Genomic DNA, 13,754 nt, shown 5'->3' on the forward strand with positions numbered 1-13,754 from the left:
CTTACGTTTCACTTATTTGCCTCGCACTCTGCAACCCGCGCCAGATGGGCCGCATCCGGTCGCGGGTTTCCTTGTAGATCGGGAACATCGTATCGAACATCTTCACCAGTGCCGCATCGGGTTGCGTCTCAGGTCCGAGCGCCGGATCGACCCATTGCGCGGCACATGCCGCCATGTCGGGATAGATCTTCTGCTGCACGGCGGCGATCATCGCCGCGCCGGCGGCCCCGGCTTCCTCGCGCAGCACGCTGCTGACCGGCGCATTGAGCGCGCTGGCGAAAAGCAGTCTCAGCGCTTTGGAGCGGGCGCCGCCCCCGGTGAGACGGATATCCTTGGGCAAAGGCCCCATCGCGGCATAACAATCGCGCGCGGCGAAGCTCAGGCCCTCGAACACCGCGCGCATCAGATCCGCATAGCCCATGCCGGCTTCGAGCCCGGTAAACTGAGCCCGCGCGCCCGCATCGAGAAACGGTCCCCGTTCGCCCGCTTGCGAAATATAGGGATGATAGAGAAGCCGGCCACCCGGCCGCTCCAATATGCGGTCATCGAGCCCTTCGATGAGGTCGCGGCGGCTGCGCTCGACACCCTGGCTCGCCAGAATTTCGCGGCCCATATCGAGCAGCCAGTCGATATTGAGGGTGGAGGCCATGTTGGACTGCATCTGCGCCAGCATGCCGGGCACCGGAAAAGCCATCGTATAGCCGGTGCGCTCGTCATTGAGGCGCACACTGTCGACCGAAGGTGCGAGCCGCATATGCATGCCGGTCGAGCCCGCGATCGAGCAGCCGACCCGGCCTTCGCGGTCGAACAATCCGCCGCCCAACGCCGTGCAGGCGACATCGACATAACCGAGCACGACGGGCGTGCCGACGGCGAGGCCGGTGGCCGAAGCCGCTTCGAGGCTCAAGCCATGCGCCACCTCCGTTCCCTCGATGATCGGCGGCAGCAGCCTTTTGGCATCGGCGACATCGAGCGCATCCAATATGTCGGGTGCATATTGGCGGGTGCGGTAATTGCCGAAGGTGAAATTGGCTTCGGAAGGGTCGCATACCCGTTCGCCCGTCAGCTTGAAATAAAGCCAGTCCTTGCAGTGATGCGCCGACTGCGCCGATGCCAGAACCTCCGGCGCATGTCGCTTCAACCAGGCGAGCTGGACATTTTGCTGGCAGGCATTCACGCCGGTGCCGGTGCGTTCATAATGCGCCGGATAGGCGGCGGACCGGGTGAAGTCCTCGGCGATCGACGCGGCGCGTGAATCGAGCCACAGCCAGGCGGGGGCGGCCGGCTCACCGTCCTTGTCGATCAACCACATGCCGTCACCTTGTCCGGTGACCGCGATGGCGACGACACGGTTGTTGAGATTCTCGATCTTGTCGGCGAGGTCCCGCAAGGTCTGCGCCGCATCCTTCCAGGTGCGCGCCATGTCCTGCTCGACACCGCCGTTTTTCAGCGTCTTGTAGTGATTGGCGATGGCCGCGACGGCGAGCTGATCTCCGGCCGTCGAGAAGGCGACGGATTTGATCACCGACGTACCGGCATCGATACCGATGATGATGCCGTCGCTCATGCGAGCTCCGCCCCATGCGCGATGGCCGCACCACTGTCGGCGGCAAAGATGTGCAGGTCCTGCGGCGCGATGCGCAGAAAGAGGCTGCTGCCGGGCGCCGCCTTGATCTGTTCATGCGAGACCGAGACGACGGTGCGTCCGGCGATCTCGGCGGCGATATGGGTCTGATCGCCGAGCCATTGGCAGGTGACGACGCGCGCCATCAGTCCCTTCTTGCCGATATGCACCGCATGCGGCCGGACTCCCAGCACCAGCCCGTCGTCATTCTTCAGGCGCCGGCGCACGGCATCCGGAAAGTCCTGCGCCGCATAGGACAGCACCTGGCCGTCACTGCCCTCGAGCACGAAGTCGATCGTCTGGCCATTGTCCTTGACCCGGACGGGCAAGACATTCATCGGCGGCTCGCCGATGAAGGTGCCGACAAAAAGATTAGCGGGGCGCACTTTCAGCTCCGCCGGCGTCGCATATTGCTGCAGCACGCCACCCTCCATGACCGCGATCCGGTCGGCCAGAGCATTGGCCTCGGTCTGGTCGTGGGTGACGAGGATCGTCGTGCAGTGATGCTCGCGCAGATAATGCTTGATGCGGCCGCGCAAGACGGCGCGCAATTGCGGCTCGAGCTGGCCCATCGGCTCATCGAGCAGATAGAGGCCGGCCTTGCGCACCAGCGCGCGGCCAAGGCTGGCGCGCTGCTGCTGGCCGCCCGACACCGAGCTTGGATATTTATGAAGTACATCGCCGATTTCGAGCATCTCGGCCATCGCCTTGACCCGCTTGTCGACGTCGGCACTCGGAAGCTTCTGCGCCTTGAGCGCGAATGAGATATTCTCGGCAAGGGTGAGCGGCGGATAGAGCGAATAGGTTTCAAACGCCATGGCGACGCCGCGCTGCGCCGGCGCCAGCTCGTGGATGGCGCGACCGTCGAGCGCGATCGCGCCATTGGTCACCGTCTCGAAACCCGCGATCATGCGCAAGGTCGAGGTCTTGCCGCAGCCCGATGAGCCGAGCAGTGCCGTGATCTCACCCGGCTTCACCGTGAAGCTCAGATCCTTCACCGCATGCACGGTGCCCGCGCCATAGATCTTGTCGACATTCTGGAGGACGAGTTCGGACGACATCAGGCACGACCCTTGGCATGTGTGGCGCCTGTCTCGCGATCGAAGAGATGGCTGCCGATCGGATTGAAGCTGATGGTGACCTCGCTTTCCGCCTTGGGGATGGCGGGTGAGGACGAAGGCAGCGACGCCAGGAGTTCCGCCCCACCTTTGGTCTGGAGCAGCAGCACGGTGCGCTCATTGAGCGGTGTCACCGCCATGACCTGCGCCTTGAGGCCGGCGCCGTCGCCAAGCGCAACTGCTTCCGGCCGGACGCCGAAAGTGACGGACCTGCCTTTGAGCCCGGCATAGGCCTTGTCGATCTCCACTGTCTCGCCGGCCAGATCGATCGTCGCCCCCTCGCCCACCACGGTCTCGACGAGATTGATCGTCGGATCGCCGAACAGCCGCGCCACATTCACCGTCGCCGGATGACGATAGATTTCCTCAGGAGTTGCCACCTGGACGAATTTGCCATGGGCCAGGACGGCGATGCGATCGGCGAGCGCCATCGCTTCCTTGTAGTCCTGCGTCACGTAAAGCACGGTGGACTTCGCCTCGCGCAGAAGCCTGGGCAATTCGAGACGCATCTCGAAGCGCAATTTGGCATCGACATTGCGCAAGGGGTCATCGAGCAGCAGGAGCTTCGGCGATGAGGCGAGCGCGCGCGCCAAAGCGGTGCGCTGCTTCTGGCCGTTCGACAATTGCCGTGGCGCATGGCTCAACACATGGTCGATCTTGAGCAGTTTGGCGACCCGCGCCACGCCCTCCTTGATCTGCGCGGCGCTCTGGGCGCGCGCGCGCAAGGGAGTGGCGATATTCTCGAAAGCGTCGAAATGCGGGAACAGCGCGAAATTCTGGAAGGCCATGCCGACATCGCGATGTTCGGGCGCCACATCGGCCATGTCCTGATCGTCGATGCTGATCGTGCCTGCCGTCGGCTCCTCGACGCCGGCGATGAGGCGGAGCAGCACCGTCTTGCCGGTGCCGGACGGCCCGAAGATGACGACGATCTCGCCCGCATCCGCGGCGAGCGAGATGTCGTCCAGCACCTTGTTGGACTTGAAGGACTTGGAGATCGAGGCGAGTTCGAGATGCGGCATGATCAACCCTTCACCGCGCCGAGCGACAGGCCTTCGACCAGGTAGCGCTGCGCATAGAGGGCGAGCGCCAAGGTCGGCGCGATCGACAGCACGATGGCCGCCGCGATCTGCCCATATTGGATGCCGGACGCGGTCACGAAAGCGAGTGCGCCCACCGTCACCGGCTGCTTGTCGGCGGAAGCGAGGATGAGCGCGAAGACGAAATTGTTCCAGGCGAAGATGAAGGCGAGCAGCCCCGCCGCGGCGATGCCCGGCTTGGCGAGCGGCACGGCGATCTTCCAGAAGGTCTTGAGCCAGCTGTTGCCGGAGATCCGATAGGCGTGCTCGATGTCGGGGCTGATATCCTCGAAATAGCCGCGCACGATCCACAGAATGAGCGGCAGGCAGATCAGCTGATAGACCCAGATGAGGCCGATATAGGTGTTGGTGAGGCCGAGTTGCTTGAAATAGAGGCTGAGCGGTAAGAGCACCAGGAGCGGCGGCGCGAAGCGGAAGGACAGCAGCGTGAAGGCGATGTCCTCGCCGAGCCGGAAACGGAACCGGGCGAAGGCATAGGCCGCCGGAATACCGAGGACAAGCGCGATCAGGACGGAGGAGGCCGACAGGAAGAAGCTGTTCCACAGGTTCTTCATGAAGGCGATGTCGAGATTGCCGGCCGCACTTTCGAGACGGCCGGTGATCAGCGCCGAGTAGTTGGACAGCGTCGGCTCGAAGACGATGCTGGGCGGAATGCGCAGGATCGTCTCATTGGTCTGGAACGACATCAGGACGATCCAGAAGATCGGGAATAGGAAGAAGACCAGGACGCAGGTGATGAGAACACCGCGGATGACCTGCTCGAGAGTGGAGGTGTGGTCCATGTCTCACGCTCCTCCATGCGCGCGTTCGCGCAATTTGAGCCACTGCTTGATGAAGATGTTCGACAGCAGATAGGTGATAGCCCACAGGACGATCAGCAGCGCCGCCGACCGCCCGACATTCGTATATTGGAAGAATTCGAGATAGGACTGGACCTGGAACACCATGAGCCGGTCGCCGGGCCCGCCCTGCGTCATCGAATAGACGATGTCGAATTGCTGGATCGAGTCGAGAAGGCGGAACAGCGACGCGGTGATGATATAGGGCAGCAGCATCGGCAGCGTAATGCGGAAGAAGACGAAGCTGCGCGGCACGCCGTCGAGCGCCGCCGCTTCGAAAGGCGCCTTGGGCAGCGAGCGCAGCCCGGCAAGCAGCAGGATCATGATGAAGGGCGTATAGACCCAGACATCGACCAAAGTGACGGTGAACAGCGCCGTCGAGGGATCGGACGCCCATTTGAAATCATGAAAGCCGAGCAGGCTCACGAAGTAGCTGAGGATGCCGAAATTGGGATTGGTCATCAGCTTCCACATCAGCGCCGCGAGCGCCGGCGCCGTCATCAAGGGCAGCAGCAGCAGAATCGAGGCGATATTGTTGAAACGGGTCGGCTTCTGCAGAAGGAGGGCGATGCCGAGGCCCAGCAGCAATTCGACGCCGACGGTGAGGCCGGCATAGACGAGCGAGATCTTGACCGTGTTCCAGAAGGCCGCATCGCTCAGGAAGTTGATGTAATTGTCGAACCAGATGAAACCTTTCATCGCCGGCAGGTTCAGCCGGAAGCGTAAGAGCGAATAATAGACGGCGGTGAAGAACGGAATGAGGATGCCGATGCAGACGAGCAAAGCCGGCAGGCTGAGAAGATAGGGCAGCGCCCGGCGCATGAACCGGCTGCTCGTCTTCGGTCGTGTCACGTGATCGGCTGCCGCGGTCATGATCCTGGCCCGTTCTCCATCCGAGTATAGGTCATATTTAGGGGGTGCGCAGCCCGGCCGGGGAGGATCGGCCGGACTGCGCTTCGATGCCTAGCCGAGCCCGGCATCCTTCAGCTGCTTGTCGACATTGGCGGCGAGCTTATCGAGGCCTTCATCGACCGGAAGCTCCTTGGCCACCATCTTCTGCAACGTCTCCGCCCATTGGGTGGTGAGGTCGAAGAACAGAGGCTGCGCCGTGAAGTAGATCTTCGCTCCCGGCGCCGACGTGTCGTGCTGGTTCAGATAGCCCGGATAGGACTTGTCGATGCGGCCCCTGAACTCCTCGTCCTTCCACACCGAAGCGCGGACCGGATTGACGAAGTCCATCTTGCGGGCGCCGAACAGATCATGCTCGACCGAAGAGGCCCACTGCATGAAGTACCAGGCGGCGTCCTTCTGGCCGGAGAAGTTCGACAGCGCCAGCGACCAGATCCACACATTGGGCGTGGGCGCCGTGGCCTTCGGATTGGCGGCGAAGGGCGCATAGCCGATATTGCCCTTCTCCTTGTTGTCGCCGCCATTCATGAAGTAGCCCAGAATGTCGGCGTCGAAGATCATGGCGGAAGCGCCAGCGCCGAGATCGGTGCCGACCTGGTACCAGGTATAGGTCGACCAGTTCTTCGGCCCCGATTCCTGGATCATCTGCACCCATTGCTTGTGGAAAGCTTTCGATTCGGCCGTGTTCATCGCCGCGGTCAGCTTGCCGTCGGCGACGGAGAAGTCCTTCTGGCCGAAATTCGAATAGCCCGACAGGAAGCCCGGATGGATCGTCGCCCAGGAGCGCGAGCCACGCACGCCGACGCCATAGGGACCACCGAGATCCTTGGTGAGCTTCGCCGCGGTCGCGACGAGCTCATCGAGATTCTTCGGCGGCTGGACGCCGGCCTTTTCGAACATCTTCACATTGTAGGAGAGATTGTTGAGCTCATAGCCCCACGGGATGCACCACTGCTTGGCATCCGCCGAGCCCAGTTCACCGCCCGGCACGCCGTTCCACGCGGTCGAGGCGCGCAGGCCCGGCAGCACGTCGTCCCAATTATAGGTCGGGTTCGTCTTGGCCGGATCCTTGATATATTCGTTGAGATCGGCGATCCAGCCGGCCGGACCATAGGTCCAGGTCATATAGGCACCGGTCATGAAGGCATCGTATTCGCTCGAGCCCGAGGAGAGGGCGGCCGTCACCTTGTCGAAATACACGTCCTCCGGAAAGACGTCATAGGTGACGTCCATGCCGGTCATGTCCTTGAAGGTCTGCAGATTGGCGATCATCGCATCTGCGTAAGGGTGCTTGTTGAGCAGGAGTTTGAGCTTGGTGCCTTTGTAGGCCATCCAGTCGAACTCCGCCGCCATGGCGCGGGTCTGCGCCTGGGTCAGCAGCATGCCGCCGGCGGCCGCTGAAATACCGAGCTTGGCCGAAGCGGCGAGCAATTCGCGCCGGGAGAGCTTCCCCGCCACGAAGGCGTCGAACAGCCCTTTTTCTTTCTCGTACATTCCCATTTTCCTCCGTTGGTTGAACGTCGTCAGGCGGATGCGGCTTTGTTGCCGTTCTTATTGCCGGCTTCTGCGCCCGGCTCTTCGCCCGTCAATTGCCGGGCGGTCGTCTCGTCGGTGATGAGGCCGGTCAGGAGACCGCTCTTCAGCACCGAGCGAATGGCTTTGATCTTGTTGCGGCCGCCGGCGATGGCGACCATCTCGCGCCCGCGCAGCACTTCGATATCGGGGGCGAGCGCGCGGTCGGAGAGATCGGTCGGCACAAGCCGTCCATCCTCGGCGAAGAACGAGCCCAGCACTTCGCCGCAGGCGCCATCGCGCGCCACTTCCTCGATCTCGGCCGGGGCAATCATGCCGGCGGAGGTGATGAAGCCGGCATTGTCGACCTCGCCGATGCCGACGAGATGCAGGCTCGCTTGTCGCGCTAAAGCCACGACATCGGCGATGCCGAATTGCGAAAGCAGCACCGCTTTGTCCTCGACGCTGTTGGCGAAGAACGGAACGGGGAGCAGATAGGCTTCCGATCCGGTGCGCTCGGACAAGCGGTGGATCACGTCATAGGGATTGGCGGCGAAGCGCCGCGTGAGGCCGCCCAGCAGCGACACGAATTTCACATGCGGGGCGGGCGATGACGGCAGGAAGTCGATCGCCGCTGCGAGGGTGCGGCCATGGCCGACGCCGATGATCTCATGCGTGGCGCGGTCGAGCACATTGCGCAGGTAACGCGCGCCCGCCATCCCGAGCGTGCGCAGCGGCAAGGCGCCGTCATCGATATTGGGCACCACCTCGCAATGGCTGATGCCGAATTTGGCCTTGAGCCCCTCTTCCAGCGCCACGCAGCCGGCGATCGGGCCTTCGACGAAGACCCGGATCAGCCCGTCGCGGCTGGCGCGTGCGATGAGGCGGTGCGCCTTGGTGTTGGGGATATTGAGCTTCTCGGCGATCTCGCCCTGGGTCTGGCCGCCGGCGAAATAGAGCCAGGCGGCGCGCGCCGCCAGCGTCGCTTCCTCGTCGATCTGCAGATGTGATCGCGGCTGATCCAAGGCTCCCATCCATTTTGAATTTTTTTTCGTTGCCTGCAATATTTTGCAATAGCGAATATGAGTCAACGAAATTCGTCGCGGCGCTGCAGCACAGGCGCGTAATCAGAGCTTGGAAGAGAGCGTAGGAAAGCGCCTAAGCCGGCGCCCGGCAGCGGGTGTAACGCCCTGATTTGAAATCGAAAATCACACCGTTCTGGGCGAAGTCGGAGCTCAGCATGGTGACGATGGCGGGCCCCAGCGCTTCCGGCAGTGGCACGCTTTCGGGATCCTCCTCGGGCCAGGCCTCGACCCGCAATTCGGTGCGGATCGGGCCCGGGCTGATCAGATTGGCGCGGACCGACGTGTCCTGGATCTCATGCGCATAGACCCCGACCAGCGCTTCGAGCCCGGCTTTGCTGACCGAATAAGGCGCCCAGCCGGCATGGCGTTTCCAGGCGACGCCCGAGGTCACGAACAGCGCCCGACCCGCCGGGCTTTTCCGGAGCAATGGATCGAGCCGGTGCAGCAGGCGGAAATTGGCGGTGAGATTTATGGCGAGCGCTGCCTCGAATTCCTGGGGCGGCAAGTCGCCGACCGCCTGCTTCTTGCCGAGAATGCCGGCATTGCCGAACAGCCCGTCGAGCCGGTCGAACCGCGCGGCGATCACTGTCGCCAGCCGGTCGATGTCGGAGGCCTCGCTCATCTCGCAGGCGACCGGTGTCGCCGCACCGCCCAAGGCCTTAGCTTCGGCTTCGATCCCGGCCAGCGCCTCCAGGCTGCGCGCCGTTGCCACCACATGGGCGCCCTCTTCGGCCAGCGCCCGCAAAGCGGCGCGGCCGATGCCGCGCGAGGCGCCGGTGACCAGGATGACGCGGTCTTTCTGCTGTCCAGCCACCAGAGCCTCTCCGAGATGTGATCGTGATACGCTTGCGCTTAACCTGTCCCATCCCGGCTTTCAACCCGAGACAATACCACTACAATACCACTATACACAGGTATTGCTTTGGTATTATAGGTGGCCGCATGATCGATAGAGTTCTATTCATGGGCGTCGACGGCGGCGGCACCAAATGCCGGGTCCGCCTGCGTGACCGGTCCGGCGCTTCCGTCGCCGAGGCCGTGGGCGGCCTCGCCAATCTCTATCAGGATCTCGAGGCGGCCATCGCCACCATCCGCGCCACCATGGCCGAGACCCTGCGCCAGGCCGGGCTCACCGAAACCGACCGGCGCTCCATCCATGTCGGCCTCGGCCTCGCCGGCGCCGTCACCGAGGAGACGACGAGCGCCGTCCGCCAGGCTTTGCAGGACTTCGGCAGCGCCAGCGTCGATGTCGACGGCTACGCCGCTTTTCTCGGCGCCCATGACGGCGGAGATGGCGGCATCGTCATCGCCGGCACCGGCTCGGCCGGCCTCGCGGTGGTCAAAGGCGAGCGCCACTGGATCGGCGGTTTCGGCTTCTGGCTCGGCGACCAGGGCTCGGGCGCCATTTTGGGCCGCGGCGCCTTGCGGCGCGCCGCGCTCGCTCTCGACAATCTCATTCCCTCCTCGCCGCTGCTCGAGGAAATCCTCGCCGAATTCCACCGCGACCGGGACGGCTTCGCCGACTGGGCCCGCCACGCGCTGCCGCGCGATTATGCCCGCTACGCGCCGCGTATCTTCGCCGCCGCCACATCAGGCGACCGCTATGGAGCTGAGCTCGTCGAGGAAGCGGCGCGCGCCGTCGCCCGCCTCGCGCGCGAGCTTCTCGCCCGCGGCGCGCCGAGCGTGGCCCTTGTCGGCGGCCTCGCCAAACCCTTGACGCCTTTCATGCCGGAAGAACTCACGGCTCATCTGATCGCCCCGAAGCGAGATGCGCTCGACGGCGCCATCATGATGGCGCGCCGCGCCGCCGGCCTCACCGGCTGGAACATATGAGCGCCGCGCCACAGATCTTCGCCCGCGCCCGCATCGCCGATGGCGGGCCGGCGCCGCTTTATCTGAAGCTCAAGCGGCTCGTCACCGACGCCATTGCGCAAGGCGACCTCGCCGACCACGACGCCATTCCGGGCGAGCGCGATCTCGCCCGCATGCTCGGCATCTCGCGCGTCACGGTGCGCAAGGCCTTCGCCGATCTCGTCGCCGACGGCGTGCTGGTGCAGCGCCGCGGCTCCGGCACCTTCGTAGCCGCGAAGGAAGAGCGCATCGAACTGCCGCTGTCGCGGCTGACGAGCTTCACCGAGGATATGCGCCTGCGCGGTCTTCCGACCACATCGGACTGGATCGAACGTTCCGTCGGCCTGCCGACGCCCGAGGAGGCGCTCGTCCTGGCGCTGTCGCCCGGCGAGAAAGTGAGCCGGCTGCAGCGCCTGCGCCGCGCCGAAGACAAGCCGCTCGCCATCGAGCGCGCCGCCATCCCGCATCGCTTCCTGCCCGATCCCCTCGCCATCGAAACCTCGCTCTATGAGGCGCTCACCGACCGGGGGTTGCGCCCGGTGCGCGCCTTGCAGCGCCTCCACGCGACCGCCCTCAGCAAAGGCGATGGCGAAATGCTCGGCCTTCCGGAAGGAAGTCCGGCGCTGTTCACCGAACGTGTGGCCTATCTCGCCGACGGACGTGTCGTCGAATTCACCCGTTCACATTATCGCGGCGATTCCTATGACTTCGTCGCCGAACTTCATCTCTCGGAAGGATCATGACAGACCATCAGACCGACATGGCGCGCGAAGTCGCCGAAGCGCCCGAAGCCGTTGCCCGCATGCTCGCCCATAATCGCGCCGGCCTTGCCGAGCTGGGCAGGCTCTATCAGGCGAAGAAGCCGAGCCACATCGTCACCTGCGCGCGCGGCTCCTCCGACTGCGCCGCGTCCTATTTCAAATATCTGATCGAGATCACGCTGGGCCTGCCCTGCTGCTCGGTCGGCGCGTCCGTCGTTTCGGTCTATGGCGCCAGGCTCAGCTTACGCGATACGCTGCTGCTGACCATCTCGCAATCGGGCAAGAGCCCCGACATCCTGGCCTTCCAGGCGGAAGCGAAACGTGCCGGCATTCCCACTCTTGCGGTGACCAACACCGAGGATTCGCCCTTGGCGCGCGACGCCGATCTCTGCCTGCTGCTCTGCGCCGGCCCGGAAAAGAGCGTCGCCGCGACCAAGACCTTCATCGCTTCCGCCGCCATGGCGGCCGCCCTCGTCGCCGCTTGCGGCGGGGACGCGCGTTTCGCCAAGGCGGTCGAAAGACTGCCCGAGGATCTGCACAAGGCGCTCGCCATCCGCTGGACCGAGATGGAGGACGCTTTCACCGTGGCGAGCTCGGCTTACGTGCTGGGCCGCGGCCCCTCTTTGCCGATGGCGCAGGAAGCTGCGCTCAAGCTCAAGGAAACCTCCGGCCTTCATGCCGAAGCCTATTCCGCCGCCGAAGTCATTCATGGACCGATGGAGCTCGTGGGCCCGGGCTTCCCGGTCGTCGTGCTGGCGCCCGAGGACAAGGCGCTCGCCACCACGCGTGACACGGCCAAACGGCTCGCCGATGCCGGCGCCCATGTGATGACGCCCGATTTCGCGCGCACCAGCGATCCGCTTCTCGATCCGATTTCGATGATCCAGAGCTTCTATGGCAGTGCCGAGCGCATCGCCCGCCTGCGCGGGCGCGATCCCGACCGGCCGCGGCTCCTGAAAAAGGTGACGGAGACCAGATGACCCGCATCGCGCTGACAGGTGCTCGTCTCTTCGACGGGGAGACGATCCACAAGGATATGGCTGTCCTCATCGAGGAAGAGAGGATCGACCGCATCCTCCCTGCATCCGAAGTGCCGGCCGGTGTCTCGACGATCGATCTCGAGGGCGGCCTCCTGGCGCCGGGCTTCATCGATGCGCAAGTGAATGGCGGCGGCGGCGTGCTGCTCAACGAGGCGCCGACCGTCGCCACGGTGCGCCGCATGGCGGAGGCCTATCGCGTTTTCGGCACCACCGGCCTGTTGCCGACCGTCATCACCGACGACACCCGGATCATCCACCAAGCCGCTGCGGCGGTGGCCGCTGCGCGCCGGGAGAAAGTGCCGGGCATTCTCGGCATTCACATCGAAGGCCCGTTCCTCGATCCGCGCCGGCGCGGCGCTCATCCGCCCGAACATATCCGCGCCATCACGCCCGATGATATCGCCTGGCTGACGAAGCTCGATTGCGGCATCGTCCTCCTCACCGTGTCGCCGTCGCATGTCGCGCCCGCGACGATCGAAATCCTGGCCAAGGCCGGCATCATCGTCTCGCTTGGCCATTCCGATGCCACTGCACAACAAGCGCGAGCCGCCCTCGCCGCCGGCGCCTGCGGCTTCACCCATCTCTACAACGCCATGAGCCAGCTGCAGCATCGCGAGCCTGGCATGGTCGGCGCGGCGCTCGCCGATCGCGCGAGCTATTGCGGCATCATTGCCGATGGCCACCATGTCGACCCACTCGCTTTGCAGGTGGCGATCGCCGCGAAGCCCAGAGGCCATATCTTCCTGGTCACCGATGCGATGCCGCCCGCCGCCGGCGGTCCTGATCGCTTCGAACTCCAGGGCCGCATGGTTCTCGCCCGCAATGGCCGCCTCGAGCTTGCCGACGGCACGCTGGCGGGCTCGATCATCACGATGGACGATGCTTTGCGCTATTGCGTCGATGTCCTGAAGCTCGATGTCACCGAGGCCCTGCGCATGGCTTCACTCTATCCCGCCGCCTTCCTCGGAAAGGATCGCCAGCTCGGCCGAATCGCCCCAGATTACCGCGCCGATCTCGTGCATCTGACGGATGATCTCGCCGTCACCCGGACCTGGATCGACGGAAAGAGCTCATGAAACTCAAACTCGCCGGGCAATTGAGCCTCGGCAGCGGCAAGGTGAACGAGGACGCGGTCGGCTTCGTCGGCGATCCCCATGACATCGAGGCCGCCTGGGCTCTCGACGGCGTCACCGGCATCAATGACAAGGGCCTGGGGCTCATGGGCAGCGACGCGCAATGGTTCGTCGCGCGCATCGATCACCATCTGCGCCGTCTTCTTCCCGGCGCAAAAGATCTGCCGCTTGTGATGTCCGATCTGATCGACCATCTCATCGCCGATCTCGGCCAGCATGTCTTGCCCGACAAATATGATCCGCCGGCCGCCTGCATCGCCGCCGTTTGCCGCATCGAGGGGCAATGGCAGGCGGTGCGCCTCGGCGATTGCCGCTTTCTGGCCGAGGATCGCAACGGTCTTCAGCGCATCGTCGATTTCGCCAATGATGATTTCGATCACTGGGTCACCGCCGAGGCGATGCGCCTGCGCGGCACCGGCATGAGCGATCTCAAGGAAATCGCGCGCGCCATGCGGCAAGTCCAGTTCGACAATCGCCGCCGCCGTAACCGGCCGGGCGGTTATGGCGTGATCGAGGCTGACCGCGCCTGTCTCGCTTTCGCGGAGTATATGGAGCTCGATGAGCCCTCCTCGGTGCTGCTGACCAGCGATGGCTTCTTCCGCCTGGTCGACTATTACGGCCAGATGTCGGAGACCGATCTCCTCGCGCGCTCAGGCCGCGACGGCGAGCTTGCGCGCCTCTATGACATGATGCGCAAGCTCGAGGACGGCGATCCCGACGGTGCCAGGTATCCGCGCTTCAAGCCCAAGGACGATGCGAGCGCGATTGCGCTCATCGCATGA

At 64.3% G+C, this 13,754-nt stretch carries 13 protein-coding genes; 5 read left to right on the top strand and 8 right to left on the bottom strand.

Translation table 11 applies throughout. From position 1 onward, the window contains the following. Position 1: 1 nt before the first annotated feature. The 8 genes from JHL16_RS20435 to JHL16_RS20470 form a co-directional block, all read right to left on the bottom strand. Positions 2 to 1,567, bottom strand: a complete 1,566-nt coding sequence (locus JHL16_RS20435; RefSeq protein ID WP_200186680.1) for an FGGY-family carbohydrate kinase — start codon at positions 1,565 to 1,567, stop codon at positions 2 to 4. Further along, positions 1,564 to 2,688, bottom strand: coding sequence for an ABC transporter ATP-binding protein (locus JHL16_RS20440; protein WP_200187204.1), 1,125 nt, complete (start codon positions 2,686 to 2,688; stop codon positions 1,564 to 1,566). Before JHL16_RS20440 ends, JHL16_RS20435 begins: the two co-directional genes overlap by 4 nt. Next, positions 2,685 to 3,764 carry an ABC transporter ATP-binding protein gene (locus JHL16_RS20445; protein ID WP_200186681.1) on the bottom strand — a complete coding sequence of 360 codons (1,080 nt, stop codon included), beginning with the start codon at positions 3,762 to 3,764 and terminating at the stop codon, positions 2,685 to 2,687. Before JHL16_RS20445 ends, JHL16_RS20440 begins: the two co-directional genes overlap by 4 nt. 2 nt (positions 3,765 to 3,766) lie before the next feature. Beyond that, a complete protein-coding gene (locus JHL16_RS20450; protein WP_200186682.1) occupies positions 3,767 to 4,624 on the bottom strand; it encodes a carbohydrate ABC transporter permease in 858 nt (285 codons plus the stop codon). A 3-nt stretch (positions 4,625 to 4,627) separates the two neighbouring features. Beyond that, positions 4,628 to 5,554, bottom strand: coding sequence for a carbohydrate ABC transporter permease (locus JHL16_RS20455; RefSeq protein ID WP_200186683.1), 927 nt, complete (start codon positions 5,552 to 5,554; stop codon positions 4,628 to 4,630). Between the two features lie 90 nt (positions 5,555 to 5,644). Beyond that, on the bottom strand, positions 5,645 to 7,084 hold the full coding sequence (locus tag JHL16_RS20460; protein WP_200186684.1) for an ABC transporter substrate-binding protein: 1,440 nt from the start codon (positions 7,082 to 7,084) through the stop codon (positions 5,645 to 5,647). A 29-nt stretch (positions 7,085 to 7,113) separates the two neighbouring features. Then, positions 7,114 to 8,127, bottom strand: a complete 1,014-nt coding sequence (locus JHL16_RS20465) for a sugar-binding transcriptional regulator (RefSeq protein WP_246770987.1) — start codon at positions 8,125 to 8,127, stop codon at positions 7,114 to 7,116. A 133-nt stretch (positions 8,128 to 8,260) separates the two neighbouring features. Further along, on the bottom strand, positions 8,261 to 9,001 hold the full coding sequence (locus tag JHL16_RS20470; RefSeq protein ID WP_348647240.1) for an SDR family NAD(P)-dependent oxidoreductase: 741 nt from the start codon (positions 8,999 to 9,001) through the stop codon (positions 8,261 to 8,263). A 128-nt stretch (positions 9,002 to 9,129) separates the two neighbouring features. Here JHL16_RS20470 and JHL16_RS20475 point away from each other — a divergent pair, with 128 nt between their 5' ends. The 5 genes from JHL16_RS20475 to JHL16_RS20495 are packed head-to-tail and all read left to right on the top strand — an operon-like array spanning position 9,130 to position 13,754. Beyond that, positions 9,130 to 10,020 carry a glucosamine kinase nucleotide-binding domain-containing protein gene (locus JHL16_RS20475; RefSeq protein WP_200186686.1) on the top strand — a complete coding sequence of 297 codons (891 nt, stop codon included), beginning with the start codon at positions 9,130 to 9,132 and terminating at the stop codon, positions 10,018 to 10,020. Then, entirely contained in the window at positions 10,017 to 10,781 is a 765-nt protein-coding gene (locus tag JHL16_RS20480; protein ID WP_200186687.1) for a GntR family transcriptional regulator, read from the top strand. The genes JHL16_RS20475 and JHL16_RS20480 overlap by 4 nt, the downstream gene beginning before the upstream one ends. Beyond that, positions 10,778 to 11,779: an SIS domain-containing protein gene (locus JHL16_RS20485; RefSeq protein ID WP_200186688.1), complete on the top strand. Its 1,002-nt coding sequence runs from the start codon at positions 10,778 to 10,780 to the stop codon at positions 11,777 to 11,779. The genes JHL16_RS20480 and JHL16_RS20485 overlap by 4 nt, the downstream gene beginning before the upstream one ends. After that, entirely contained in the window at positions 11,776 to 12,915 is a 1,140-nt protein-coding gene (gene nagA, locus JHL16_RS20490) for an N-acetylglucosamine-6-phosphate deacetylase (RefSeq protein WP_200186689.1), read from the top strand. The genes JHL16_RS20485 and nagA overlap by 4 nt, the downstream gene beginning before the upstream one ends. Beyond that, positions 12,912 to 13,754, top strand: coding sequence for a protein phosphatase 2C domain-containing protein (locus JHL16_RS20495; protein ID WP_200186690.1), 843 nt, complete (start codon positions 12,912 to 12,914; stop codon positions 13,752 to 13,754). The genes nagA and JHL16_RS20495 overlap by 4 nt, the downstream gene beginning before the upstream one ends.

It is taken from the genome of Taklimakanibacter albus (assembly GCF_016595235.1).
GTDB classification, from domain to species: Bacteria; Pseudomonadota; Alphaproteobacteria; order Rhizobiales; family Aestuariivirgaceae; genus Taklimakanibacter; species Taklimakanibacter albus.